Below are 24414 nucleotides of genomic sequence, written 5' to 3' on the forward strand. Positions count from 1 at the left end.
GACAGCGGTGGCACGCCCGAAACCCTGCCGCCTCAGCACCCGCAGCCGAGGTGAAGGGGACGACATTCTCCGCCCGGGGGCGTCCGGGACACGGCGGCAAGCAGTAGATGCCGGTCGTGACGACGCCTTCGAACGATCCCATCCCCCGAGTCTGCGCTCCGCGTCGCGCACCGACCAGCCATATCCGGACACGGTCTGTCCGGATATGGCGTGGTCGGCGGCCGCGGCCCACCCAGGATTGGCCGAATGGACGCACAGACGAGCAAAGATGTGATCATCCGAGCCTGGCGCGAATTCGCGACCCAGGACCCCGACCGCATTGCCGAGGTATTCACCCCGGATGCCGAATGGCTCGCACCGCCGCAGAACGCCACCGCCCGCGCCCTCGACGGCAGCAATCACCTGGTCGGCCGTGATCGCATTGTGCGCTTCCTCGCCAGGGAGTTTCCCACCGTGTTCGTTTCCGATCGAAGCGTGGAGTTCACCGCCGTCATCGCCGAGGGCGCGACGGTCGTAGTCGAGGAGCGGATGCGGGCGACATTGATGAACGGCAACCACTACGACAACGACTACTGCTTCATCTTCGAACTGCGCGACGGTCTGATCTACCGTGTGCGCGAGTACATGGACACCCGTCGCGCAGCGGAAATGTTCAGCGCCGACTGACGGCGACGACTTCGGCCCGATCATCGGCAACCTGGACGATTGAGCCTCCGGCCCGGATCCGGCCGGAGGGCCTAGCTCACTTCACACCGATGGGCTTACCGAAGAATGAGGCGAAGGTCTCGCCGAAGGTCGACTTCAACAGTTCGATTCCGTTCGGATCCAAGGCCAACCAGCCCACATCGGCGGTGCTGCAACCCTGTTGCGCCGGAACACCATTGAGCCGATCACGCAGCCACAGGAGGGCGGGTGCAGTGCCCGACACCTCGGTGACAACATGCTCCGCAAAGTGCTCGCGGGTGTATTGCACACTTGCGGAAGGGTTTTGGCAGTAGCTATCGACCAGCGTGTTGACCTGACCCACCGGAATGATTTCATCCGGATTGCCCTGCCAGATGTACATCGGCATATCGGGTACCGACTTACCCATGCGGGTCTTGTCGAGCACATCGACGACCGCCGGGTGCTGGATCGGATCGCCGGGCACCCGGAGCATGCCCTTCAGGTTCAGGAACGGCAGCAGCGCGGATACATACTGCACACACAACCCGCCCTGGACGGTCGATACCGCCCGGCCGAGCAGATCGATATTCCCGTCGATGAATCGGGCGAAATCCGGATACTCGCGGGCGAGCCCGTTGATTGCGCCCAGGACCAGACCGGAGGTGAGCTGGTTGTTCGCGACATTCAGCGTCACCCCGAGATCGGCGGGCACACCGCCCTCGGCCGCACCGACGATATTGAGCTCGGGTGCGTAGCCCTGCTTCAATTCGGCTGCGTGACCGGTAGCAATGGCCCCACCCGAATAGCCGTACATGCCGATCCGGGTATCCGGCGCGAGCCGCATCGGCTCGAGATTGCGCGCCGCGCGGATGCCGTCGAGGGTGATCCGCCCGGCCAGCGGTCCGGCCGCATAGGCGTTGTTCGGTCCCTGATGATCAGGAATGACAACCGCCCAGCCCTGCTGCACCGCACCCTGAGCGATCACCCATTCCGCGGGAGCGACGACCTGCCCGACGAACGGACTGATCGAAAACTGTTGCAGCGCATAGGAAGGCGCACAGTACCCGGCCAACGAATCCTCGGCGATCTGCATCGATACGAGCTTGTCCGGTGCCGAGCCGCGTGGCTTCACGACCGTCGCGACCGCTGGAATCGCCTCGTCCCGACTGTTGTTCGAGCGGTAGGAGACCTGCCACGCATCGACATTCACCGGAATCAACCCGAAGTTGGCGACATCGACCTGTCGCGCCGAGATGATCTCGCCGGGTGCCTTGCTCGCTACGAGTTCTGCGGCCGGATGGTAGAAACCCGGATCCAATTCGGGCGGCAGCGGAACCGGTGGCGCGGGTTGCACCGCCGCCGGACCCTCCGGCGGCTCGGCGACCGTGACCGCAGTCGTCGCGAGCAGTGCGATGGCCGTGACTCCGGCCGAGAACATGATTCGCCGGGCCCGACCCGCCAGCGGATTGATCAATTTCCAGCCCCTTCGCCTACTGTGAGACCACTCCGTCTCACATGTTGGCGACTATGACACAGACGTGATGTGCATCGCAACAACGGCCGCAGTCTTGGGCAGAAATAGACCCGATTCGCCGACTCGATGTGCCGAGCGGCGGAATATGCCGTAACTTTCGGTTCACCGAACCGGCCGGTTGGTGCCGGATAGCTTGCTGGGGAAGCTCCGAGGAAACATGCACGTGCTCAATGAACCGGTCTCGACGGTTCTGTATTACGTCTTCATGCTCTTCTATGGCGCACAGGATGCGCTGGGCAGATCCTTCATCCTGGGCTGACCCGAGCCGTCACAGCACACCGAGCAGTCCGCGCGGCTGCTCGGATACCGTGGTGCTTGTGACCGAGCACAGCGAGGGAACCAAAGACACCGCACCCTTGGTCGCAGCGGAGCCGAGCGCCAGCGAGGCGGAGCTGTGACCATCGTGCACAGGCAGTACGGCGGGCGCGCGGTGAGCGAGCGGAAGGCCGAGCGACGGCAGCGGTTCCTGGACGCCGCCATCCGGACCTTCGCCGAGCGCGGCTATGCGGACTGCTCGCTGGCCGATGTGTGCACCGCGGCCGGGCTGTCCAAGCGGCAGTTCTACGAGGAGTTCCAGACCAGGGAAGACGTGCTCATCGCGTCCTACGACTACATCCAGGACCAGTCCGCCGCGGTCGTCGGACAGGCCGTCGCGACGTTGGGTCCGGATACGGATATCGCGGCCGGGCTTACCGCGGTGCTGACCGCGTTCATCGGTTCGATCAGCTCCGATCCCTACCGGGCCAAGGTCGCCTTCGTCGAAGTGGTCGGGGTCAGCGAACGCATGGAGAAGCACCGCCGTGAGCGCCGCCACGCCTGGGCGGGGGCAATCGAGGCGCTGCTCATCTCGATCGCCGGCCCGGATATCCGCGTCCGTGGCGGAATCACCTGGGCGGCAAGCGCACTCATCGGCGCGATCAACGGCGTCGCGCACGAATGGATTCTGGCCGACCCGCGCCCGCCGATCACGCAACTGGTCGAGGTGCTCGCCCCCATCGCCACCTCGCTGATCATCACCGAGGAATAGCGCGACGGGCAGCGCCCACGTAAGTTCGGCGTATGCAACTCGGTCAGCCAAGTCGCACCGCGCTCGCCACGGCCTACGCTCGCGCCTACCACCAGATCGCGAGTGAGCCGCGCATCTTCACCGATCCGCTGGCCGTTCGGATCGCGGGAATCACTCCCGGTCAACTGGCCGACCTGGAGACCGCGACGTTTCAGGACGACTCCGACATGCGCCGCCGACGTCGCCTGTTCCTGGCCGCCCGTGCGCGCTTCGCCGAGGACACCGTTGCCGACGCGGTGGCGGCGGGCACCCGGCAGGTGGTGATCCTCGGTGCCGGACTGGACACCTTCGCCTATCGCAACCCGCATCCGGATGTGCGGGTGTTCGAGGTCGATCATCCCGATACCCAGGAGTGGAAGCGACTGCGGCTCGATGCGGCGAGGATCGAACTTCCATCGTCGCTGACCTTCGCGCCGGTCGACTTCGAAAGCCAAACGCTCGCAGCAGGATTGGCTGCCGCCGGATTCGATCGGAGTCGTCCGGCCGTTTTCGTGTGGCTCGGTGTCATCATGTATCTGACTCGGGATACGATCCAGGACACGCTACGGTTCGTCGCGAGTCAGGCGACACCGGTGCGGTTGGTCTTCGATTATCTCTATCCCGCTTCGGCTTCCATGGGTGAGGAGATGGATCAGCGCATCGCGCGAGCCGACTTGGTGGCGTCCATCGGCGAGCCATGGCTCAGCTTCTTTACCGCCGATGAGATCGCAAATGTCTTGCGGGAGGCGGGATTCGACCGAATCGACGATCGCGACGCACCGCATCTCGTCGCCGGTTACCTCGGTATCGAACCGCGACAGGGTTCCACCGCTCCGCCACATGTGCTGTGTGCCATGCGAACCGGGTAGGTCAGCAGCCGAGTTGGTCTGCGAGATCGAGGAAGTCGGTGGCGTTGACGTCGAAATCGTCATCGAAGGACACATCCACGTCACCATCAGCGCCGAACTCGAGCGGCCGTGCGACGAAGGCCGTACGGAAGCCCAGTGCGCCCGCGGCCTGAATGTCGTATTTGTGGCTGGCGACCATCATGATCTCGGACGGCTCCAGCCCCAGATACCGTGCGGCCATGCGATACACCGTGGGGTCGGGCTTGAACGCACCCGCCATCTCGGCGGTGAACACCGCATCCCACGGCAGCGCGGCGCGCTTCGAGATGTTCACCACGGCGGCGACATCCGCATTCGACAAGGTCGCGGTCGTGAATTTGCTTGCGAGCCTGGTCAATCCGGTGACGACATCGGGCCACGGTTCGAGTCGTTGCCAGGCGAGGGTGAGATCGGCGCGTTGGTCGGGCGATAGGTCGATGCCGTAGTCACCCAGTAGGCCGTCCAGTGCGTTGGCGTATACCGAATGCACGGTGACCCACTTGTCTCGATCGGGCTCCGCCTTCCGCAGCGCGGCGAAGTACTCGGCGCGCCAATGGTCTACGAAACCGGGCCAATCGATGTGGCGGTATCGGGCACCACCGATGCGTCGTGCTTCCGCGCAGACGGTCGAATGAAAATCCGTCGCCGTACCCTGCACATCGAAAAGCAATGCTCGCAACACAATTCGCACCTTTCCCCTACACGCGCTGGACCAGCAGATAGCTGCGTCGGCTCGGATGCTCGGTATCCGGATGCGGTTCACGGTCCAAGCGCGCCTCAGGAACCAGACCAGCTGTCGCCAAGGCTTCGGATTCAGCGTCCGGATCCAGGTAACGAAAGGTGAGGTCAACCTGCTGGCCCCACCAATCGGTGAGCGTCTTGGCCCCACCATCCGGAAAGTCCGCATCGCTGGTGTGAAACGCGATGAGCGCGTGCCCACCCGGCCGCAACACCCGCGCGAACTCCGCATAGGCCGCCGCCCGCTGCTGCTCATCCAAATGGATCACCGCGTACAGGCAAACCACCCCCGCCAACGATGCCGCCCGCACCGGCAGCGCAGTCATATCGGCCACCCCAACCGCCACCGAAGTAGTCCGCCGCGCCACCCCACACATCGCAGGCGAAAGATCCATCGCGATAGCCCGCACTCCCCGCCCCGCAAGATAAGCAGCCACATGCCCAGGCCCACAACCAATATCCGCGACCACACCCCCGGCGGTGAGTTCGGCGAACACCTCCAGCATCCCCCGATCCAACGGCTTCCCCCGCAACTCATCCCCGAGCTCATCGGCATAACGCTCGGCCACCAGGTCATAACTGCGCCGCGTGCCGATCATCCAGCCAGCGTAGTTCCGCCCCGCAACCCGCGCCCGCCGTGGACTGGCCGTCCCTGGAAGACCGCGGGGACACCCGCAGGCGAACGACACGGTGCAAACTGAAGTCTGCACCGTGGCAACCACCTGAGCGGGCGTCGGGATTTGCCGCACCCGGAAGACGGTGAGCGCCAGCCAGTACCAGCACTGCGCAGTCTCCACGGTGCGTACAGCACAGACAGACCAGGCATCCGCAGGGGTCTGCTGTGGAGCAACCGTCCGCACGCGCCGACTACCGGGGCCGCGCGTCGGCTTCGCCGCACGCAGAAGCCGACGGCCGCCACGGCTCGCACCGTGGCGACCGTGCATCAGATTTACCGCACCCGGAAAGCGGTGAGCCGCCAGTCCGTTGAGCGGGTGCGGGCGATGCGGGCGGCGATGGCGAAGTGTTGGCGGCCGCGGTCGTAGGTGGCGAAGACCTCCGCGGTCGAGGCGTCGACCATCATGAGGCCCGCGCGGTAGAGCACCGCTACGCCGAGTGTGCGGCCGGGTGCGAGGTCGGCTCGGACTATGGTCCGTACCGCGGAGACCACCGCGGGCGTAGCCATGGTGGTGAGTTGGGCGACGGGGCGGCGGTGGTCGAGTATCTCGAGCGCCAGTCGCAGGGCACGCTCGACGAATTGCTGTGCCGTCGAATCCAATTCGGCGACCGGCGGCAACTCGGCATGCCCGGCACTGAGCGCCCGCCGCACACCCGGCGGCCCGGATCGTCCGGTCTGATCATTCCGCGGTAACGGCGTACGGCACGGCGACGCACGCGGCGGATCCTCGAATTCCGCGCGGCTCCCGGCCGGACGGTACGGCAACAACGGCGGCTCGGTCCTCGGCGCATACGAAAGCCCCGACGGATGTCTCTCCATGAAGCACCCCCAAATGAGTTCGAACTACTACCCCCGAGCTCGGACCGCGACAGCATTCCACGAATATCCCCGCAGGTAAACCACCCAAGCGACCGCTCTGCCGTCAACAATCAAGATCAGGTGGCACTGGTGGATGAGGCTTCTCGACCGATGCCTGCACAGATTCCACCTGATCTTGATGCGGGTCAGCCGGAGATGCGGGCCAGAGTTTGCAGCGGGTCGGTCAGGACGTCGGCGAAGGCCAGTTCGGCGGCACCGACCAAGGGCGCATCGTCGGCAAGTGCGGAGGTGCGCAAGCGAACCCGCTCACGTACCGCGAGCAGGCCGTTCACCGCGAGCCTGCTGCGGACCTGAGCGGCGGAGGCGAGGTAGATCTCACGGAGCACGCCCCCGAACACGACCATCGTCGGATTGAAGATATTGACCAGGTTGGCAACGCCGTACCCGAGCCAATCCCCTACCTGGTGCAACGCATCTCGGGCAGTGGCATCGCCGCGCGCGGCCGCGTCCACGATCGCCTCCACCGCCGCCCGCCCGGTGAGATCCGCTCGCCCGGCAGCCGCGATCAACGCGAGCTCGCCCGCTTCGGCTTCCAAACAGCCATGCGACCCACACGTACAGGCCCGCCCACCGGGATTGACGATCATGTGCCCGACCTCGCCGCCATAACCGCCCTCACCACCGAGCAGCTTGCCGCCCATGATGATTCCGCCCCCGATACCGACCTCACCGTGCAGATAGATCATGTCCGCAACCCCGACGCCGACACCACGCTCCCGTTCGGCAAGCGCACCGAGGTTGGCATTGTTACCGACCACCACGCGCAACCCGAGTCGCTCCGAAAGCAGCGCCCCGACCGGCACATCCACCCACCCGATATTCGGCCCGTACCGAACGACCCCGTCCTCCTCACGCACCATTCCACAGAACGCGACTCCCACACCCACACACACCGTTTCGGGCCCGGAGCCGCGCATCATGTTCTCCGCGAGGTCCACCAGCGCACCGATCACATCATTCGGATCGAATGTCCCGCCGGGGCGGCGTGTTTCCCGCCGATCGAGAACCACCCCGCCCAAGCCGACCCGAGCCACCGCGAGCCGGTCCGCACCGACATCCAGCGCCAACCCGTAGACCCGCTCCGATTCGGGGCGAACCACCAGCGATGGCCGCCCCGCCTTCCCCGTCTGCGGCGGCAGCTCTTCGCTGACCAGACCGGCGGCGGCGAGGTCGGCGGTCAGCGCCAGAATGGTGCTGCGATTGAGCCCCATTCGCTCGGCGAGCGCCGTCCGGGACATGGGTCCGCTCGAGTGGACATGCCGCAGCAGCACGGCAAGGTTCTGCCGCCGGATCTCGTCCGGGGAAGGTGCAGCTCTCATTCGGGCGAACCTCCTCCCGGTCAGTCGGTCAACTTCCTGGCAACGCACGCTTGCGCGAGAGCGCATCCACTCCCGCTGCCAGCAGCAGCACGAATCCTGTCACAACGAACTTGGTGCCCGCGCTGTAGCCCATCAGGCCCATTCCGTTATTGATCACCGCGACCACCGCCGCACCGAGTACCGCGTCGAGCATCCGACCGCGCCCGCCGAACAGACTCGTACCGCCGATCACGGCCGCTCCGACAGCGGTCAGCAACACATCGCTGCCGCCGGTATTCGGATCGACAGAGTTGGCCCGCGATGCCGCGATCAGCCCGCCCACCGCGGCCATCGTCGAACACAGCACGAAGGCACAGATCTTGATCCGATCGACCGGAATGCCCGCTCGCCGAGCCGCTTCCGCACTGCCGCCCACCGCGTAGATGTGTCGGCCGAACGAGGTGCGGTTGAGCACGAACGTCCAAAGCAGTAGCAGCGCAACGATCAACGGCACCACGATCGGCATGCCTTTGAGCGAGTTGATCGCCGGGTTGCGGCTGCGTTCGTCATTGAGGATCAGCACCGCCGCACCTGCCACCACGGCGACCGCCGCGATCCGCAGCGCGATCACCGGCGCGGTTTCACCGGTGAGACCGAGTTTGGTGCGCGCCCGCAGTTTTCGGTATTGGATCAACGCGAATCCGGCAAGCAGCACCACGTACATGACCCAGCCGAGCCAAGGCGCCACATTCTTATTGGCGATCGCGACGATCGTCTCATCGTGGATCGAGATATTGCGCCCGTTGTCCATGATCTTCAGCGCGACACCCTGCAATGCCAGGAATGCCGCCAATGTCACCACGAACGAAGGAATTCCGATCTTCACCACGATCGCGCCGATGGTCGATCCGATCGCGACGCCGGTGAGCAGCGAGACGAGAACCGCTGCGTACCAAGGCCATCCCTTGTCGGTGAGCAATACCGCGAGCACCGCCGCACACACGCCACTGGCGAATCCGGCCGACAGATCGATCTCACCGAGCAACAATACGAAGATCAGTCCCATGGCGATTACCGCGATGGCCGCGCCCTGGGTCAGGAGATTCGCGAAATTGCCCTGCGTCATGAACACCGGTCGCGCGATCCAGAACACCACCGACAGCACGGCCAGGGCGATAATCGACGGCAGCGCACCCATATTCCCGCTGCGCACCCGCCCGACATACGAGTTGACCAGCTCGGCCACCGGCGAGGACGTGGCCTCGAACTTATCCGTAACCACGGCGCTCATACGCTTGCTCCATTTCCGAGGCCGAGACTTCCGCTGCGACCGGCGGTGATCAGTTCGACGACCTGCGCGTGCGTCACGTCGGCGGTGCGCACCTGGGCCGCCATCCGGCCGAGATACAGCGCGGCGATCCGATCCGAGACCGCGAAAACGTCGTTCATATTGTGCGAAATCAACACCACCGCAAGGCCTTTGTCGGCGAGTCGGCGAACCAGCTCGAGCACCTGCTGGGTCTGAGCGACACCCAGCGCGGCCGTCGGCTCGTCGAGGATCACCACTTTGCTGTTCCACAGCACGGCTTTCGCGATCGCGACCGTCTGGCGCTGACCACCGGACAGGCTGGCCACCTGCTGTCGCACCGACTTCACCGTCCGAACCGATAAGCCCGCCAAGGTCTTTCCGGCCAGCTCCTCCATCCCGTACTCGTCGAGAACCAGGCCGTGCTTCTTCTCGCGGCCGAGGAACATGTTCTGCACGATGTCGAGGTTGTCGCAGAGCGCGAGATCCTGGTACACAATCTCGATCCCGAGGTCGGCGGCGTCCCGCGGACTATGCACACGCACCGGTTTACCCTCGAACAGGAATTCACCCGAATCGATCGGATGTGTGCCGCCGATGCACTTGACCAAGGTGGACTTGCCCGCGCCGTTATCGCCGACCAGCGCCGTCACCTCACCCGAGTACGCGGAGAACGCGACCTCGTGCAGGACATGGACGGGACCGAAACTCTTTTCTATCCCGCGTAATTCGATGACCGGGGTATCCGGCATGGGTGCAGCTCCTCGAGTTGGGGCGCCCCTTCCGCGATCCCCTCATCGAAATCGCGGAAGGGGCGTGGTAATACGATCAGCGGACCCCGTTATCCGCGCAGAGCTTGGCGAATTCGCCGGTGCACAGCTCGGCCTTGGTGACATAGCCGTCCGCGACGACGTCGTTCACGTTCTCCTTGAAGATCGCCTTCGGTTCCAGCAGCACCGCGGGCACTTTCGCCTTCGCCTCGGGATCGTCGACGGTGCTGCTGGCCTCGCCCTTCTCCCCCTTCGCGAGTGCGATCGCCAACTTCGCGCCGGCATCGGCCTCCAACTTGATGGCCTTGTAGACGGTCATGCACTGATCGCCCGCGAGCACGTTCTGCAGGCCCTGGACCGTGGCATCCTGGCCGGTCACCGGGATCTGGCCGTTCAGCTTCTGCTTCTTCAGCACCGCGATCGCGGCATTACCGAGCCCGTCGTTGGCCGCGACCACACCACCGAGATTCGGCGTGCCGGTGAGCATCTGCTCGAAAATGGTGCCCGCCTTGGTGTTATCCCACTCCGGCACCGCCTGATCCGGCCCCTTCGCATACTCACCGGAATCGAACTTCGGCTTCAGCACGCTGTCGTAGCCATTCTTGAACAGCGTCGCGTTGTTGTCGGTGGGACCACCATTCAGATACGCGACGATCGGATTGACCGCCTTCTTATCGGTGAGGCACTTGGACAGCCCGTCCCCCATCAACTTGCCGACCTTCACATTGTCGAACGACACATAGAACGGTGCCCCGCCGCCGAGAGTCAGTCTGTCGTAATCGATTACGGTCACGCCCTGCGACTTCGCCTTCTGGATCACGGCCTTGCCGGTCCCGCTGTCGAGGTTGGTGATCATCAGCACCGAGGCGCCATTGGTGATCATCTGATCCGCGATGGTCTGGAAGGCGTTCTTATCCCCCTGCGCGTTCTGGATGTCCGCCTTGATCCCCGCCGCGTCGAACGCCGCCTGCAGATACTTCCGATCCGCCGTCTCCCACCGCGCGGATGTCTTGCTGTCCGGGAGGATCACCCCGATCTTGGCACCCCCACCCCCGGAGTCCTTGTTGTCGTCCCCGCAGGCAGTGAGCGAGGTGAGAAGCGCGACCGATACGGCCGCAATGCCGAGGATCCCCTTACGCATGAGGGCGAGCCTTTCGTCGAACCACCGCCCGATCAGACCGGGCAGTCGAGCAAGAGCGAATGTTGTTCGACACAACATATTGCACTGTGACCCGAAGCACAGCCGTTTCGCAAAGATATTTGTTGTTCGCGATAACAATCCGGCCACAGTGAGACGCGGCCCCGATCGACGGCCCACGCATCGCCCCACCGAGTAGCGTTACCCCAACCGCCGTCGACGCAGAGGACCCCGCCGATGCCGCTCGGAATCAACAAGATCCGCCAGGTAAAGCTCCCCGTCAGCAACCTCGCCAAGAGCGTCGCCTGGTACCGCCAACTCCTGGACCTCGAACCCGTCTTCGAGTTCTACGAGGAAGACGCCGTCCGTGGCGTAGTCCTCCTCGAACCCAACGCCGATCTCCACATCGGCCTCCGCGAACGCGCCTACTGCGCGAGTCACCCCCACCTCAACGACTTCGACGCCTTTGCCCTCAAAGTCGACTCCCTCGAGACCTTCACCGAATTGATCAAGCGCGCCGAGGAACTGGGGGCACCCCACGGCGAGATCCACGATCGCGGGCCATACGGCGCCGCCCTCGATATCAGCGACCCTGACGGCACGGTGATCCGGTTCCTGTACGAACCCGACACCTACCCAACCGGTTTCGCCGGGCTGGAGTTCGGGCCGGACGGCACACCGATCGGCTACGAGCAACCGCGGCTCAACGACAAGTCATGAATCCGCTTGGCGCCCTTGACTCTCCCAGCGAGTGCACGGCACGCGGTCGGTTGGTCGAGTTCGCTCTCCCACACGGCGCCGATCAACCTTCGGGGTCGCCGCCGAGAGGAGTCAGCCAGACGCGTCCCGCCTCTTCAGCACGAAGGAAGGTGCCCGAGCCGATTCATGATCTGGCCCACGGCGATCTCGGGGCCTCGCGCCAACTGTCCCGGGCGATTCGGGTGCTGATGGATACCGCCACCGATCCGCAATTGAAGGAGCAGCTGCGCGGTGTCCTCGAAGGCAAGGGCAGCGCACGCGAATTGATGCACAGCGAGGCATTCAATCGGGTGCTCGATCGCACGTTGCCCGCCGCCATGCAGCAGTTCGCGGACATGCCGGAGGAGGAACGGCAACGGCTGGCCGCCCAGGGCGAAGCCGAGTTGGTGCGACTCCGGTCTGAACCACTAGAGGACCAGCGGCCGTCGGACCGGCCGATGCCCCCTCCCGCGGATCGGCCGGCGCCCACCGGGAACGCCGTCATCCCGGGCACCCGCAAGCCCAACCGCGAGCGCGTCGTAACCCCGACTGATGACGACGACGAGGACGACGAATACTTCCGGGACCGCCAGCAGCGCGGATGGCTGCAGTGACCCGGGCGCGGGTGGTCTTCGACACCGAGATCAACCTGGATTGGACGCCGACTCTCGCGACGGCACCGACGGAGCTCGTTCTCACCGAGCCGATGCCGGGGTTGTGCAGCGAGCACGGTATCACCGCCAGTGAGACCCGTTCCGTCACAGTCAATTCCAGTGGCCCACTATCGGAGCTGCCGACACCGCGGGCCATGTTGCGCTCCATGAAACCCGGGCGGCGGGACCCCGTCCTGGCGCGCGTCCGCTTCGACTGCCCGGCCTGCGAGTTCTGTCTCCACGAGGTCCGGCGCTTCCGTCGAATCGCGCTGCTGGCACTGCTGGCGATACCACTGACAATCGCGGCCGCCCTCATCGCACGGGCGCTCGAACTCGAACCGCTCTATCTACCTTTGGCTTTCGTGTTCGTGCCCGGATGCATGCCGATCGCGTTGCTGGTGGCGATGCTGTCCTGGAGTCGCTCCCGATATTTCGCCGATGTCTGGATGAACGAAACAGCGGACCAGCTGATCGTTTCCGCGCACCCGGATTTCGTGGCCGCGGTCGAGCAAAATCGGGCCGGGAATCGCTGAACGCTCCATCGGAGCCCACCACAACAGGGCCCAAGCCTTTTCGCAGCTCCGCCCCGATCATTTCCCAAGATGCGTCGTTCATCGTTGAGGACATCCGCGCACTGAAGGCGGGCCGCCGAGGCCGAAGACACCTGATTGGCCACCTGCTGTACCGGCAGCGGCGTCCTAGCTGTAATTCGCAGCGGTAAGTGGCGATGATTTCGCGTCAGCAGGTGACGCAGACGAGGCCGGTCGTAGGACCGTGTGCCCGCGCCGGACCGGTCAGGACGTGTGCCCGGTGGGTGAGGACGGCGGGCACTGGTGAGTCGACGGTCACGTCGACCGGGTCGTCGTCACCGGCACGAGGGGGTGCGCGCCGACTCGGTCGGCGGCGATTCGACGTGCGACCGCTCAGAATCTGTGCGTCGCGCCGTCTACAGTCACATGAAGCTCACCGTTCAGACATTCCTGACCCTCGACGGCGTGATGCAGGCCCCCGGCGGGCCTGAGGAAGATCCCAGCGACGCGTTCACCCACGGCGGTTGGCAGGCCCCGTTCCCGGACCAGGCCGTAGGCGAGTTCGTCACCGAGCTCAACGGCCACGCCAGCGCGTTCCTGTTCGGTCGCAGAACGTTCGACATCTTCCGCGGCTACTGGCCCGATCAGACCGAACCCGGCAACCCCATTGCCACGGCGATCAACTCGCTGCCCAAGTACGTCGTGTCCGACTCGCTCAGCAAGGCCGATGCCACGTGGCGCGGCGAGCACCCTGACACCGCTCGCCTCCTGACGGGTGACGTCGTCGCGGCGGTGCGAGCGCTGAAGGACGAACCCGGCGACGAGTTGCAGATATGGGGAAGCGGCAAACTGCTCCAGACGCTGTTGCGGCACGAGCTCGTCGACCGCTTCCGCCTGATGACGTTTCCGCTGGTGCTCGGCGGCGGTCGCCGCTTGTTCAACGACGGCATCCTCCCGGCGACGATGCGCCCTGTCGAGCTCACCGTGACCGATCTCGGCATCGTCCTCGGCACCTACGAACCAGCCGGCCCGGTTCGCTACGGCCAGATGTAGGCGGCTGAGGGTGTGGCCGTCCGTCGATGATCGGACCGTCGGGCGCTGGGCGGCCGTCGGGGCGGGGATCGATGCGCCAATAGGCACTCCAGTCCGGGTTCGACTGCCGTAATCGGGGCACGGGTTCATCGGCGATGTCGTCGAGCGTGACGTATTCCTTGTCGGCCAACCGATGGTCCACCGGCATGAGCACCACGCGCGGTTCGTCGTAGAGCACGGTGACGTGCAGGCCCTCGGTGGAGAAGAGCAGGCGCGAAACCAGTGCGTCCACACGGTGATCGAGCAACGCGGCTGGAACGTCGGTCACCGACACGTGCACTGCGCGTACCTCGGCGTCGGGATGGCGGTGGCGCATCTCGCGCAGGCCGAAAACCCAGCGGCATCCGGTCTGTGGGTGATTGTTGAAACGAATATCCGGGTGGGGTCGACAGACAGGTCGGTTCGGTTTCCGCACTATCAACACTATTGAGGAGTTCGTATGCGACACATCGTGAAACGGCTTGTTGGGGTGTTTGCGGTGGTGGGGTTGGCGCCGGTGCTGTTTGCGGGGACGGCGCAGGCCGATGATGGAGATACGGTGTATTTCTCGTCTGGGTACATGAACTGCTCGATCGCGGGTGATGGCACTGTTGGGTGCGACTTCACGAGTCAGGTGCAGGTTCAGTACAGCTTCTTGCCGGTTCTTCTTCCGGTGCGGGACATGGTGATCGATCAGTCGTGGTTGCCTGCGCATCCGACGTTTGCGGTGGGGACGCATACCTTGCCGGGTGGTAATCCGGGTCTTGTGGATGTGAAGACGGGGGATGGCACGTGGGGCGCGTATATCGAGCATGCGGGGGCGCGGTGTGAGTCCGGATTCCATGGCAGTTTCAGTTGCAAGTCCAAGGGGCGGACCTGGGGTATTTACAGCGGGATCATTTCTGCTTCGTGACGTGGGCGGGGCCTGGGACGGGGACGTTCCAGGCTCGTCCGGCGCAATATCCTCGAAGGGGTGGTATTGAGGAGTTGTGGTGGATAGGTGTCCTGTCGGGACCTCCGGTCGAACTCGGTGGCGAGAGCATAGCGGGTGGCGTGGGGAGGTTCGGGACGCTGAACTTCCTGGTGGGCAACAGGTTTGGGTGGTCAGTGGGTATGACGCGGTGGCCGGGTTGTTGGCGGATGCGCAGCTCAGTGTGGATAAGCGGTACTCCGGAGGCGGGTATTCGGGGTTTTCGTTGCCACCCGCGTTGGATCGGAATCTGCTGAATTTGGATGGGGTGGAGCATGGGCGGCTGCGGCGGCTTGCGGCGCCTGCGTTTTCGCGGAGGTCGGCGGATTCGCTGAGGAAGGTTGTTCAGCGGATCAGCGAGGCCACGTTCCGGTCGCTGGATGAAAATGCCGGTGGTGCAGTCGATCTGCTGGAGAAGCTCTGTGTTCCGGTGCCCGCGCTCGTGATCGGTGAGTTGCTCGGTGTGCCCGCTGATCGGTATGGCGAGCTGCGTGATGCGGCTACTGCGATGGTGACGTTCGATGCCTCGTCGAAGGAGTCCACGGTCCGGCTGGCGGAGGCGGTCAAGTGGATGGCGGGGACGTTCACGAGTGTGGTGGAGGCCAAGCGGGATGAGCCGGGCGATGATCTGATCAGTGGGTGGGTGCGGGCTCGGGATGACGCGGACCTGTTGTCCGAGGAAGAGTTGATTTCGCTGGCCTTTCTGATGATGCTGGCGGGGCTGGAGAATGTGGTTCATCTGTGCGGCAACATATTTGCGGCGCTCTTGGCCACTGGCGTGCCAGCAGACCGGAAGGATCGGCGTGGTGAGTTGATGGAGGCTGCCAATCCGTTGCCGTTCGCTATTCGGCGATTCGCCGTCAGCGACTTGACGATTGGCGACCGGATCATCCCCAAGGGCGACACCGTGCTGTTGTCGATATTCGGTGCCGATTCGGATCCTGCCCGCAATGGGCGACCGAGCCTGATGTTCGGGCGCGGACCCCACTATTGTCTGGGCGCACAGGTCAGCGATCTGATCGTCGACGCGGTGGTGCCGGAGTTGTTCGTTCGGTATCCGCGAGTGCGCCTGGCTGTACCGGAATCCGAGCTGGAGTATCGGGCATCATGGCGGTCTCATGGGTTGGTTGCGTTGCCGGTGATGCTCCAGGTCCCAGGACAATTCGGTAAGAATGCACGGCATGAACGAAATGGTTGAAGTCAGAGCGACGAGCGCGGCTCCGGATCGTCCGGTCGACAACCCGTCCGACGAAGCCCTGCACGACCTGCTCGCCAGCATGAACTTCAGGTATCCGTATGTCATTGTCGAACGGCCGAATCTGGTTCCGCTCGGCCACTACTACATCCAGGTTCATATGGATGAGCAAGTGGATCCGGAGGATGGTCACGGATACTTCGTCGAATACCGCGACGGCGGGCCCGATCGACACTTCCGAGCCACGGCGGTGCACGACACGGAGCCGTGGGGCAGTGCATACTCGCCCGCCCTCGAGCTGGTGGTGAAAGTGGTGCAGGACTGGGCTTCTCAGCGGCCTGCGTGGCGGCAGCCACTGTCGTGGGAGCGGATCGACCTCCAGAACTAGGTGAGCCTCTATTAGCACCCCGTCCAGGTAGGTTGCCGCGCAATCAGATCCGGTTCGCTCGCCGAGCACAGTCGAAACTCGGCACGACACGCCCCGCGGCACCGCCAGATGACTGCGCTCGCGGGATCTCGATTCCCTCAGACGCGACCTGGACGCGGCACTAGCGACGACGCGATCGCAGCCGAACGCGGGCAGCCGCTCGCCGAGGATCAGGCGGAGCGACGGGTTCGGTGCTCGGCGACGTGCACGCGGGTCGAACAGCGGGTCGAACAGTATCTGCGCCTGCCATTGCGTGAGGTGTCGACGAAGACAACACCGCACCCCTCGCGGGCGCAGCGTCCGATGCGGCCCGGATCCTCACAGAAGAGCTCCGCGAGTCCGGCCGCGGTGTACGCCTTGACGCGCTCGTCGGTGGGCGCTTCCTCGCGGGCGTAGTGCAGGTGGGGCGCGCGGCCGTCGTGGGTGGAGATGTAGGGCTGGCTGGTGGTTTCGGCCAGTAAGGCGTTTAGCAGGTCGACGCTCGGTTCAGTGAAGACCTCGTCGAGACGCACGATCCAGCGGCGCAACTCTGCGGTCTGCCGGGTGTTGAGGGTGCCGAGAGGCTTGTAGCCGGAATCGGCGAGCAGTTGCAGCAGGTCTTGCCGCGGGTTCGCGTTCACCAAGCGGGTGGCTAGTTCGGCCGCCGCGCCTCCGTAAGGGTTGAAATGCACTAAGTCATTACATCAGGCTGGATGCATGATCGCTACCTGCCCGTCTTGCTCCTGGTCGTCCCCTACCGTCGTGTCGTCGCACGGCGCAACCAGCTACCTGCGCTGCATTTGCGGGCGGTGGCTGATCAGCGAGCACGGATCGGTTGTGGCGCTGGCCGGGACCAGCACAATGGGCCTAGCCGATGCCCGCCCGCCACTCGGGGGCCAGCACTGACCAGACCTCCACATCGAGCCGCTGCCCCCGATGCGGGTAAAACTCGCGCAGCACACCGTCTTTGGTCATTCCCAATCGCCGCGCCACGGCGATGCTGGCGCGGTTCGGCGACGCGACCAGCCACTCCACGCGGTGGATGCCGCGCTCCTGGATTGCCCAGTCGATGATCACGCGGGCGGCCCGGGTTGCCAGGCCACGGCCCGCGGCCGAGGGCTCCAGCCAGCAGCCCGCCTCGGCGACACCGAGCGCGAGATCCATCGTTCGGAACAGGACGCTCCCGACCAACTTGCCGTTTAGCCGAATCCCATAGATACGGCCGGTGTCGGCCGCCGCTTTCTGCGCGTACTCGCGCAGGTAGGTGCGGCTCGACTCCAGATCCGCTACGGCGTCGGCAACTTTGATGTACTGCCCGATGGACTCCCGCCCCCGGTCCATATGCTCCAGGAACTCCGCGGCATGCCGCGGTTCGAGCGGACGCAGCTCGGCGCCGTCCGCACCGAGGGATATCGCGAACATCGTGACCTTCCGTTGGTAGCTATTGCCGGAGCCTGCGTCCTCCCGTGGTCTTGTTGCGGTACATCGCGGTGTCGACGGCGTGCATCATTTCATCGATGTCGGTGGGGCGGTCTTCGGCGAAAACCGTTCCGATGCTTGCGCCTACGACAACCGGACGCCCGGCCACCTGTATCGGCGTGCCGAGCCCGTCGAGCAGGAGCGCGGAAATTGCTTCCAATTGCTCTGTGCCAGTGCACTTCTCGACGAGTACGATGAACTCGTCGCCGCCGATTCGCGCGACCAATCCGCCAACGGATTCGACGGATTCACGAAGACGCTGGGCAACGTCGCGCAGCACCCGATCCCCTACCGTATGCCCCCACACATCGTTCACTTCCTTGAACCCGTCAAGGTCCAGATAGCAAACACCAACTGGCGGAATGGCATTGGCCAGTCGATTGAAAAAGAGCACGCGGTTGGGTAGACCGGTCAGGCTGTCGTGGTTGGCATCGTGCCACAGCTGGTCGGCCAGTTGTTTGCGTTCGGTGACGTCGACGGCGACGCCGATCAGGAAGCGGACCTGCCCACTGTTGTCGCGGACCGCGGACATGGACAGGTCGATGCTGGTGATGGTGCCGTCGCGTCGGAGATGGTCGGTTTCGAGGCGGAAGCGGTCGGTCCGACCGCTGAGTAGGTGCTCCAAATTGGCATATGCGTCACCGATATTCGCGGGACCTAGCAATTCGGCGACCGACCGACCCGGCATCATCGCCGCGGGTAGTCCGAGCATATCGGCCATGGCCGCGTTCACCTCCAGTACCCGACCGGTGACGTCGACCGTCCCGATCCCAACCGACGCTCCCGCGAAGACCGCTTCGAACCTGGCCTCCGACAATTGCCTTCGCACCTCGGCCTCCTGCGCGGCCGAAAACACCGCTGCGAGTGTGGTTTCCTGCTCCCCTAACGCCGCGTTCCGCAGCGCAGAGGTGAAACCCGCGGCGAACTCGGCAGCGACAACTATCGCACGCTCGCGAACTGGCTCGTAATCGGATTCGGTTCCAGTTGGACAGATTTCACGAACGATCTCCCGGCAGATAACCAGAACTGAACGGCTGACGGCAATTTGGTCACGATAGTTCGCCGCGACGAGCACGGCGGCGGTGTCCTGCGCGACCGTGACCTCCCGCGTCCCGCGCACGGCCGCGATCAGCACATCGGCGAGTTCCGCTAGCAGAGTTTCGATTTGGCTTCGGGTGAGGATCGGAGCGACAGCGCCGTCGAGCGCCTCCGCCCATCGCATCGCCAGATCACGTGTCCCCACACGAATCCCCTGCCACGGCTCCGGTCAGACTTTCCGGCCGACGCCCGCCAGGCCGAGCGACCGGCCCGGCGTCTCGTATAGGTCGCGTTCGGATTCCGGCCGCCACGCGGGTAGCTCGACGACGCCGGGTTCGACCAGCTCCCACTCGTCGAACATCGCGGAGATGCCGTCCTTCGAGCGGAAGTGGATGCCGACGCGGGTCACATCGGCCGCATTGCGGCCGAGCTTGCCCGCATCCTCCGGGCGCGACTCCGATGTCAGGTGCGAGATCGCGACGTAGCTTCCGGCGGGGACGGCCGCATGCAGGGCGGCAACCTTCTCGACCGGCCGCTCCTCGTCGGATAGCAGGTGCAGCACCGCCACCAGCAACACTGCGACCGGTTGTTCGAAGTCGACTAGGCCGGTCTCGCGGACTCGGGCGAGCAACTCGTCGGGCTTGCGCAGGTCCGCTTCGATGGCCGCGGCCTTGTCGTTGTCCACCAGGATCGCGCGGGCGTGGGCGACGGCGACCGGATCGATATCGGCGTAGAGCACGCGAATCTCCGGATCGACCGACTGCGCGACCTCGTGCACATTGCCCGCGGTCGGAATGCCCGAACCGATATCGAGGAACTGACGCACCCCCTGGTCGGCCAGGAACCGGACCGCGCGGCGCAGGAAAGCCCGGTTGCTCAGCGCCAGGCGGGGCAGGTCGGGCACCAGCTGTTTGCCGGCCTCGGCGGCCCTGCGATCGATCTCGAAGTTGTGTGAACCGCCCAGCAAGGCGTCATACATCCGTGCCGGGCTCGCCTGTTGCAAATCCACGCCCTCGGGCGCCCACGCCGGCCTGTCCATCGCAACCCCTCTGCATTCACCATCGGACCAACCCATCCAGGTCCGCACCGCCGGATACCGCGTTGTTGATCACCGAATGGTGCAGTCCGCAATAGTAGTCGGGCCGGTCGGTCCGAATGATCACGAATTCGCCACTGTTGATCTGGGTCTTCCAGGCGCGATCCATATTCATACATGCGCATGAGTGCAAGATCCGCTACGCTGACGAACGGCAGCAATATCAACTGGAAGGGGCGTTCGACTATGGGCGAGCAGTGCGTGTCGCCGAAGCGGTCCGCAGTGGTGGTCAGCGAGGCTGAACACATGGATCATGACCACTCGCATGACCACGCACAGCCCGGCCATCCGGACAAACACGGCCACAGCCACGACCACGGTGTCTCGGCGGATTCGAATCCGCGCTGGCTGGCCATCGCGCTCGGCCTGATCGTCGCGTTCATGGTGACCGAGGTGATCGTCGGCCTGCTCGCGCAATCGCTCGCGCTGATCTCCGATGCCGCGCACATGCTCACCGATGCCGCCTCGATCGTGCTCGCGATGATCGCGATCCGGTTGGCTCGACGTCCGGCGCAGGGGCGATACACCTACGGGTTCAAGCGGGTCGAGATCCTTTCGGCGCAGGCCAATGGGATTACCTTGCTGCTGCTCGCGGCGTGGTTCGTGTACGAGGGCATCAATCGGCTGATCAATCCGCCGGATGTCGAGGGACCGCTGGTGTTGATCACGGCGTTGGTCGGGATCGTGGTCAATATCGCCGCGGCGTGGAGCATCAGCCGCGCCAACCGGACCAGCCTGAATGTCGAGGGCGCGTTCCAGCACATCCTCAACGACCTCTATGCCTTCATCGGGACCGCCATCGCGGGCGCGGTGGTGTGGCTGGCCGGATTCGCCCGTGCCGATGCGATCGCGGCGCTGGTCGTCGCGGCGTTGATGATCAAGGCGGGCTGGTCACTGGTTCGGGAATCGGGGCGGATCTTCCTGGAGGCCGCGCCCGCCCATCTGAATCCCGACGCCATCGGGGCGCGCATCGTCGCGCTCGAGCAGGTGACCGAGGTCCACGACCTGCACGTCTGGCAGATCACGTCCGGACAGCCGTCGCTGTCGGCGCATATCCTCGTCGACAACGCTGCCGACTGTCATGCGATTCGTTCGAAGATCGAGACCGTGCTGCACGACGAATTCGGGTTGGAACATACGACTTTGCAGGTGGATCACTCGTCGGACCTGACGGTTTCCGCCGACGACGCGCACTGTGCCGAGGCGCATGGGCCGGTGCACCGGTCCTGACCGCCGTTTGACCTTCGGGTTACCTGAGACTCCATGATGAGCAGGTGGCGGGCGATGGGTTGATCACGATCGGCGCGTTGGCGCGGGCCTGTGGGCTTACGGCCAGTGCGCTGCGGTTTTATGACGATTGCGGGTTGCTGGTTCCGGTTCGGGTGGATGAGGTGACCGGATATCGGTACTACGGCGAGGCGCAGATCGAGCGCGGGGTGATGATTCGGCGGCTGCGGGGAATCGGGGTGCCGCTGGAGGTTGTCTCGGAGATTTTGAACGGGGACGCGGCGCGGGCGGGGCGGTTGCTCGATGAGCATGTGGCGGAGCTTGCGCAGCGGGCTCGGGAGGCTGCTGCGGTTGCGCGGGTGATCAAGGAGGAGATCGGGGCGGGCGTGGTGTTGTCCGCGGCGGTGTTGGCGGCAGCCATCGAGCAGGTGCGGTCGGCGGCGGCGTTGGATCACGAAATACCGGTGCTGGCTGGGGTTTTGGTGGAGTCGAGTGCTGATTCGGTCACGTTGACGGCCACGGATCGGTATCGGCTTTCGACGCGGGCGATGGTGCCGGTGCGGCCGAGTGGTAGGGCGTGGTCGGTGGTTGTCGATGCGGGTGAGTTCGGCGGAATCGGTTCCTGGCTGCGGGGATTGGATGAGGTGACCGTGCGTGCTTCGGACGAAGGGCTTGTCCTGACCGGTGGTGGCTCCGAGCGTCGGTGCGGGACCATCGATTCGGCGTTTCCGGATTATCGGGCGATGTTGGCGGGGCTGGGTGCTGTTCGGACGCGGGTGGTGGTGGGGCGAGATGCGTTGCTCGCAGCGCTCGAGGCGGGGGGTGCGGCGCGGGTTGTCTTCGCCGTCGATCAGTCTGGGCTTTTTGCGACCTGCGATGGGCAACTCAGGCCCGGCTCACCCAGCTCACCCAGCTCACCCAGGTCGCCCAGCTCACCCAGGTCGCCCAGCTCACCCGGGTCGCCCCACCCACTTGCGCGCCTGCACATTCCGGCAACGGTTACCGGACCGGGTATCGAACTAGCCTTCTCCCCCAAGACATTACGGCTGGCATTGGTGAGTGCGATCGGTCCGGAAACCATGCTCGATATCGCTGCGGCCGACGCACCCGTGGTCGTTCGTTCCGCGACGGACGGTGAGTTGACCACGCTTGTTATGCCGACTGCCATTCCGAATTCGAAGGAGTACGACGCATGAATGCCGCTACGGAAACCATGGCCGCCATTACACAGGCGGTCGAGCTCGGGCGAACAGGCTCGCCCGAGGCCGCGCAGGAGGCACTGCTCGGGATATGGGCGGCGCTCGGTCCGCAGGGTGATCCATTGCATCGGTGCACGTTGGCGCACTATCTCGCCGATCTGTATGACGATGCGGCACAGGCACTTTGCTGGGATGTGCGGGCGCTGGACGCGGCGGACAGTCTGACGGATGAGCGGTTGCATCAGCAAGATGCGAATTTGGATGTGCGGGGTTTTTACCCGTCGCTGCATTTGAATCTGGCGGACAACTATCGGCGGCTCGGTTCATTCGATGCGGCGCAGTGCGAGATCGATGCGGCGCGAGAGTGTGTGGATGCGCTCGGCGATGACGGTTACGGGGCAATGATTCGCACCGCCATTGATGAAGTCGCCGAAGCGATTCGGACGAGAACGACCGCTCGACGGGCCTCCGCGCCAAATGCACGAGAACGGTGACACGCTCGGTAACCCCGGTCGCGGACTACCCCATGACCGTCCGGAAATAGCCGGACGCTTGTCGACAGCTCTGACAATCTCGGGGTTCCCGATCTGCCAGCGCGGGTTTGGGTGACGGGAGACAGCATCCGAGCCCAAGACCGACATCACCGGTCCGACACGGACGAGACGGGTTTGCCCGGGCACAGCTCGATGTAGGCGACGTCAGGTGAGATCCAGTCGTTCCACTGCTCGCGGCTCGGATTCGCGGCCAGCTTGTCGCACAGCACGTCCGCCCAGGCGACAGGCGCGGGAAGCACACCTCGTCCCGGCTGGAATGGCTCATGAACACCCGATACATGGGCAAATAGTGGCTCCGGACAGCATCAAGTATCGCGAGTAGTGGACTACTCGTTCAGCGCCTCGAGCCCTATCCCTCGCCAATTAACGGCGGGGCGGGATGACAGCCGGGGCGATATGTCCGCTCACGCCGGCAGGGGACTCGCGCGGGTGACGGATACGGCCCGCAGTGACAACAACCTGTCGTCACATTCACCGCAGAAGTGAGCGCGCGGTTGGTGCGAGTCGTAGTTGATCTTCCCGCCTGGACTGGAGTTTCGACAGTTCCGGCTGCACCTCCTCGATCCAGGTGCGGGAGCTGGACAGCGCATCGAAGTGGGCGTCGAGTGCGGCGGGATCCTCGAAAAGCGCTAACCAGACGAAGACGGTTTCCTCTCGAACTTCAAGCGCTGCAAAGGTATTGGGGGTGGGATCGGTCTGGAAGTAGGCGATCGGAGTGGCACCGGTCTCGACCAGCAGTGGCCGCAGCCGGTTCTCGAAGAACTCGGTGAACTCGTCGAGCGGGCCTTCCGGGTAGTAGACGGTTGCCAGCACTCGTGAGCGAGGCAGCTCGGTTGCCGCTGCACCAGGACGCTCGGTCGGGAGCGTGAAGTTGGATGTCGCGGTGGCGGGTTGCAGCAGCAGTGCGTTCGTCGTGTCCACCATGGTCGCGCGGACGGCCGGAGCGTGTTCACGCCATGCGGCTCCGTCGATATAGAACGCTTTCAATGCGCTGCCGCGGGATGGCATGTCGTGGAAGGCGCGGAGCCAGACGAAGCGGTCCGGATCGTCCTCGTCGCGGAATTGCGCGATTATGCGCATTCCGACCGCCTCCTGGGTCTCCACGAGTTCCCGATCGAACAGCTCGATGAGCACATCCCGCGTGCCAGGGTGCAGGGTGTACTGCCTGAGTTCGACTACCGGCCAAAGATTTTCGGTCACAAACTCATCGTGCCGAGCTCGAGTGCCGACCGCGATCGACTATCTGCCCATTTTCGCCGGATTCCTGCCAAAACACTTCAGTCCGTTTGCGCGGCCGGGGGTAACGATCGAGATATTCATC

The 24414-nt window shown here is 64.6% G+C and carries 28 protein-coding genes and 2 pseudogenes; 13 read left to right on the top strand and 17 right to left on the bottom strand.

Annotated elements, in window-relative coordinates:
- Window positions 1–7 precede the first annotated feature (7 nt).
- A pseudogene (locus tag ACZ60G_RS16055) lies at window positions 8–142 on the bottom strand (Ada metal-binding domain-containing protein); the annotation flags it as partial.
- A 104-nt stretch (window positions 143–246) separates the two neighbouring features.
- Between ACZ60G_RS16055 and ACZ60G_RS16060 the strand changes: the two are divergent.
- Window positions 247–666, top strand: a complete 420-nt coding sequence (locus tag ACZ60G_RS16060) for a nuclear transport factor 2 family protein (RefSeq protein ID WP_465810875.1) — start codon at window positions 247–249, stop codon at window positions 664–666.
- A 76-nt stretch (window positions 667–742) separates the two neighbouring features.
- Here ACZ60G_RS16060 and ACZ60G_RS16065 read toward each other — a convergent pair whose 3' ends face one another.
- Window positions 743–2140 (bottom strand): lipase family protein, encoded by a 1398-nt coding sequence (locus ACZ60G_RS16065; protein WP_465810876.1) that lies wholly within the window; start codon window positions 2138–2140, stop codon window positions 743–745.
- Between the two features lie 454 nt (window positions 2141–2594).
- Here ACZ60G_RS16065 and ACZ60G_RS16070 point away from each other — a divergent pair, with 454 nt between their 5' ends.
- A complete protein-coding gene (locus ACZ60G_RS16070; protein ID WP_465810877.1) occupies window positions 2595–3227 on the top strand; it encodes a TetR/AcrR family transcriptional regulator in 633 nt (210 codons plus the stop codon).
- Between the two features lie 32 nt (window positions 3228–3259).
- On the top strand, window positions 3260–4114 hold the full coding sequence (locus ACZ60G_RS16075) for a class I SAM-dependent methyltransferase (protein WP_465810878.1): 855 nt from the start codon (window positions 3260–3262) through the stop codon (window positions 4112–4114).
- A 1-nt stretch (window position 4115) separates the two neighbouring features.
- On the opposite strand, the gene ACZ60G_RS16080 is transcribed toward ACZ60G_RS16075, so the two are convergent.
- The 7 genes from ACZ60G_RS16080 to ACZ60G_RS16110 all read right to left on the bottom strand — a co-directional run bounded on the left by ACZ60G_RS16080 (window position 4116) and on the right by ACZ60G_RS16110 (window position 10940).
- Window positions 4116–4823, bottom strand: coding sequence for a haloacid dehalogenase type II (locus tag ACZ60G_RS16080; RefSeq protein WP_465810879.1), 708 nt, complete (start codon window positions 4821–4823; stop codon window positions 4116–4118).
- A gap of 7 nt (window positions 4824–4830) precedes the next feature.
- Window positions 4831–5469 (bottom strand): class I SAM-dependent methyltransferase, encoded by a 639-nt coding sequence (locus tag ACZ60G_RS16085; protein ID WP_465810880.1) that lies wholly within the window; start codon window positions 5467–5469, stop codon window positions 4831–4833.
- A 350-nt stretch (window positions 5470–5819) separates the two neighbouring features.
- The gene (locus ACZ60G_RS16090; protein WP_465810881.1) at window positions 5820–6365 is read right to left on the bottom strand and encodes an Rv3235 family protein; all 546 of its coding nucleotides are present in this window, start codon (window positions 6363–6365) and stop codon (window positions 5820–5822) included.
- A gap of 185 nt (window positions 6366–6550) precedes the next feature.
- Window positions 6551–7744, bottom strand: coding sequence for an ROK family protein (locus ACZ60G_RS16095; RefSeq protein WP_465810882.1), 1194 nt, complete (start codon window positions 7742–7744; stop codon window positions 6551–6553).
- Between the two features lie 28 nt (window positions 7745–7772).
- The gene (locus tag ACZ60G_RS16100) at window positions 7773–9014 is read right to left on the bottom strand and encodes a sugar ABC transporter permease (RefSeq protein WP_465810883.1); all 1242 of its coding nucleotides are present in this window, start codon (window positions 9012–9014) and stop codon (window positions 7773–7775) included.
- On the bottom strand, window positions 9011–9781 hold the full coding sequence (locus ACZ60G_RS16105) for an ATP-binding cassette domain-containing protein (RefSeq protein ID WP_040691774.1): 771 nt from the start codon (window positions 9779–9781) through the stop codon (window positions 9011–9013). The genes ACZ60G_RS16100 and ACZ60G_RS16105 overlap by 4 nt, the downstream gene beginning before the upstream one ends.
- Window positions 9782–9857: 76 nt before the next feature.
- On the bottom strand, window positions 9858–10940 hold the full coding sequence (locus ACZ60G_RS16110) for a sugar ABC transporter substrate-binding protein (protein WP_465810884.1): 1083 nt from the start codon (window positions 10938–10940) through the stop codon (window positions 9858–9860).
- A gap of 234 nt (window positions 10941–11174) precedes the next feature.
- Here ACZ60G_RS16110 and ACZ60G_RS16115 point away from each other — a divergent pair, with 234 nt between their 5' ends.
- The 4 genes from ACZ60G_RS16115 (at window position 11175) to ACZ60G_RS16130 (ending at window position 13911) form a co-directional block, all read left to right on the top strand.
- Window positions 11175–11657 (top strand): VOC family protein, encoded by a 483-nt coding sequence (locus ACZ60G_RS16115; protein ID WP_465810885.1) that lies wholly within the window; start codon window positions 11175–11177, stop codon window positions 11655–11657.
- A gap of 149 nt (window positions 11658–11806) precedes the next feature.
- Window positions 11807–12289 carry a hypothetical protein gene (locus ACZ60G_RS16120; RefSeq protein ID WP_465810886.1) on the top strand — a complete coding sequence of 161 codons (483 nt, stop codon included), beginning with the start codon at window positions 11807–11809 and terminating at the stop codon, window positions 12287–12289.
- Complete coding sequence (locus ACZ60G_RS16125; protein ID WP_465810887.1) at window positions 12277–12861, top strand: hypothetical protein; 585 nt, start codon at window positions 12277–12279, stop codon at window positions 12859–12861. Before ACZ60G_RS16120 ends, ACZ60G_RS16125 begins: the two co-directional genes overlap by 13 nt.
- 348 nt (window positions 12862–13209) lie before the next feature.
- On the top strand, window positions 13210–13911 hold the full coding sequence (locus ACZ60G_RS16130) for a dihydrofolate reductase family protein (RefSeq protein WP_465810888.1): 702 nt from the start codon (window positions 13210–13212) through the stop codon (window positions 13909–13911).
- Window positions 13912–13933: 22 nt separating this feature from the next.
- Here the strand turns inward: ACZ60G_RS16130 and ACZ60G_RS16135 are convergent.
- Window positions 13934–14269, bottom strand: a pseudogene (locus ACZ60G_RS16135) (LysR family transcriptional regulator substrate-binding protein); the annotation flags it as partial.
- Window positions 14270–14389: 120 nt separating this feature from the next.
- On the opposite strand from ACZ60G_RS16135, the gene ACZ60G_RS16140 reads away from it, so the two are divergent.
- The 3 genes from ACZ60G_RS16140 to ACZ60G_RS16150 all read left to right on the top strand — a co-directional run bounded on the left by ACZ60G_RS16140 (window position 14390) and on the right by ACZ60G_RS16150 (window position 16482).
- A complete protein-coding gene (locus tag ACZ60G_RS16140; protein WP_465810889.1) occupies window positions 14390–14842 on the top strand; it encodes a hypothetical protein in 453 nt (150 codons plus the stop codon).
- 187 nt (window positions 14843–15029) lie between these two features.
- Window positions 15030–16097, top strand: a complete 1068-nt coding sequence (locus ACZ60G_RS16145) for a cytochrome P450 family protein (RefSeq protein ID WP_465810890.1) — start codon at window positions 15030–15032, stop codon at window positions 16095–16097.
- Window positions 16081–16482 (top strand): hypothetical protein, encoded by a 402-nt coding sequence (locus ACZ60G_RS16150; protein ID WP_465810891.1) that lies wholly within the window; start codon window positions 16081–16083, stop codon window positions 16480–16482. Before ACZ60G_RS16145 ends, ACZ60G_RS16150 begins: the two co-directional genes overlap by 17 nt.
- A gap of 209 nt (window positions 16483–16691) precedes the next feature.
- Here the strand turns inward: ACZ60G_RS16150 and ACZ60G_RS16155 are convergent, their stop codons facing one another.
- From ACZ60G_RS16155 to ACZ60G_RS16175, 5 genes are all read right to left on the bottom strand, one after another.
- Window positions 16692–17192: a CGNR zinc finger domain-containing protein gene (locus tag ACZ60G_RS16155; protein WP_465810892.1), complete on the bottom strand. Its 501-nt coding sequence runs from the start codon at window positions 17190–17192 to the stop codon at window positions 16692–16694.
- 175 nt (window positions 17193–17367) lie between these two features.
- Window positions 17368–17922: a GNAT family N-acetyltransferase gene (locus ACZ60G_RS16160; protein ID WP_465810893.1), complete on the bottom strand. Its 555-nt coding sequence runs from the start codon at window positions 17920–17922 to the stop codon at window positions 17368–17370.
- 19 nt (window positions 17923–17941) lie between these two features.
- Window positions 17942–19222: a diguanylate cyclase domain-containing protein gene (locus ACZ60G_RS16165; protein WP_465810894.1), complete on the bottom strand. Its 1281-nt coding sequence runs from the start codon at window positions 19220–19222 to the stop codon at window positions 17942–17944.
- 24 nt (window positions 19223–19246) lie between these two features.
- Window positions 19247–20056 carry an SAM-dependent methyltransferase gene (locus ACZ60G_RS16170; protein ID WP_465810895.1) on the bottom strand — a complete coding sequence of 270 codons (810 nt, stop codon included), beginning with the start codon at window positions 20054–20056 and terminating at the stop codon, window positions 19247–19249.
- 16 nt (window positions 20057–20072) lie between these two features.
- Window positions 20073–20228: a hypothetical protein gene (locus tag ACZ60G_RS16175; RefSeq protein ID WP_465810896.1), complete on the bottom strand. Its 156-nt coding sequence runs from the start codon at window positions 20226–20228 to the stop codon at window positions 20073–20075.
- A gap of 131 nt (window positions 20229–20359) precedes the next feature.
- Between ACZ60G_RS16175 and ACZ60G_RS16180 the strand changes: the two genes are divergently transcribed.
- The 3 genes from ACZ60G_RS16180 to ACZ60G_RS16190 are packed head-to-tail and all read left to right on the top strand — an operon-like array spanning window position 20360 to window position 23033.
- The gene (locus ACZ60G_RS16180; RefSeq protein WP_465810897.1) at window positions 20360–21343 is read left to right on the top strand and encodes a cation diffusion facilitator family transporter; all 984 of its coding nucleotides are present in this window, start codon (window positions 20360–20362) and stop codon (window positions 21341–21343) included.
- 44 nt (window positions 21344–21387) lie between these two features.
- Window positions 21388–22536 carry a DNA polymerase III subunit beta family protein gene (locus ACZ60G_RS16185; protein ID WP_465810898.1) on the top strand — a complete coding sequence of 383 codons (1149 nt, stop codon included), beginning with the start codon at window positions 21388–21390 and terminating at the stop codon, window positions 22534–22536.
- Window positions 22533–23033, top strand: a complete 501-nt coding sequence (locus ACZ60G_RS16190) for a hypothetical protein (protein WP_465810899.1) — start codon at window positions 22533–22535, stop codon at window positions 23031–23033. The genes ACZ60G_RS16185 and ACZ60G_RS16190 overlap by 4 nt, the downstream gene beginning before the upstream one ends.
- Before the next feature lie 146 nt (window positions 23034–23179).
- Here ACZ60G_RS16190 and ACZ60G_RS16195 read toward each other — a convergent pair whose 3' ends face one another.
- Both ACZ60G_RS16195 and ACZ60G_RS16200 read right to left on the bottom strand, forming a co-directional pair.
- On the bottom strand, window positions 23180–23332 hold the full coding sequence (locus ACZ60G_RS16195; protein ID WP_465810900.1) for a hypothetical protein: 153 nt from the start codon (window positions 23330–23332) through the stop codon (window positions 23180–23182).
- Between the two features lie 232 nt (window positions 23333–23564).
- Window positions 23565–24293 carry an NIPSNAP family protein gene (locus tag ACZ60G_RS16200; RefSeq protein WP_465810901.1) on the bottom strand — a complete coding sequence of 243 codons (729 nt, stop codon included), beginning with the start codon at window positions 24291–24293 and terminating at the stop codon, window positions 23565–23567.
- Between the last annotated feature and the right edge of the window lie 121 nt (window positions 24294–24414).

This window comes from Nocardia sp. NPDC102475, from assembly GCF_055584605.1.

Coding starts and splice junctions, on each gene's coding strand:
- ACZ60G_RS16060 (WP_465810875.1), top strand. CDS start 247: ATGGACGCACAGACGAGCAAAGATGTGATCATCCGAGCCTGGCGCGAA.
- ACZ60G_RS16075 (WP_465810878.1), top strand. CDS start 3,260: ATGCAACTCGGTCAGCCAAGTCGCACCGCGCTCGCCACGGCCTACGCT.
- ACZ60G_RS16085 (WP_465810880.1), bottom strand. CDS start 5,469: ATGATCGGCACGCGGCGCAGTTATGACCTGGTGGCCGAGCGTTATGCC.
- ACZ60G_RS16090 (WP_465810881.1), bottom strand. CDS start 6,365: ATGGAGAGACATCCGTCGGGGCTTTCGTATGCGCCGAGGACCGAGCCG.
- ACZ60G_RS16095 (WP_465810882.1), bottom strand. CDS start 7,744: ATGAGAGCTGCACCTTCCCCGGACGAGATCCGGCGGCAGAACCTTGCC.
- ACZ60G_RS16100 (WP_465810883.1), bottom strand. CDS start 9,014: ATGAGCGCCGTGGTTACGGATAAGTTCGAGGCCACGTCCTCGCCGGTG.
- ACZ60G_RS16105 (WP_040691774.1), bottom strand. CDS start 9,781: ATGCCGGATACCCCGGTCATCGAATTACGCGGGATAGAAAAGAGTTTC.
- ACZ60G_RS16110 (WP_465810884.1), bottom strand. CDS start 10,940: ATGCGTAAGGGGATCCTCGGCATTGCGGCCGTATCGGTCGCGCTTCTC.
- ACZ60G_RS16115 (WP_465810885.1), top strand. CDS start 11,175: ATGCCGCTCGGAATCAACAAGATCCGCCAGGTAAAGCTCCCCGTCAGC.
- ACZ60G_RS16125 (WP_465810887.1), top strand. CDS start 12,277: ATGGCTGCAGTGACCCGGGCGCGGGTGGTCTTCGACACCGAGATCAAC.
- ACZ60G_RS16140 (WP_465810889.1), top strand. CDS start 14,390: ATGCGACACATCGTGAAACGGCTTGTTGGGGTGTTTGCGGTGGTGGGG.
- ACZ60G_RS16150 (WP_465810891.1), top strand. CDS start 16,081: ATGAACGAAATGGTTGAAGTCAGAGCGACGAGCGCGGCTCCGGATCGT.
- ACZ60G_RS16160 (WP_465810893.1), bottom strand. CDS start 17,922: ATGTTCGCGATATCCCTCGGTGCGGACGGCGCCGAGCTGCGTCCGCTC.
- ACZ60G_RS16170 (WP_465810895.1), bottom strand. CDS start 20,056: ATGGACAGGCCGGCGTGGGCGCCCGAGGGCGTGGATTTGCAACAGGCG.
- ACZ60G_RS16175 (WP_465810896.1), bottom strand. CDS start 20,228: ATGAATATGGATCGCGCCTGGAAGACCCAGATCAACAGTGGCGAATTC.
- ACZ60G_RS16180 (WP_465810897.1), top strand. CDS start 20,360: ATGGATCATGACCACTCGCATGACCACGCACAGCCCGGCCATCCGGAC.
- ACZ60G_RS16190 (WP_465810899.1), top strand. CDS start 22,533: ATGAATGCCGCTACGGAAACCATGGCCGCCATTACACAGGCGGTCGAG.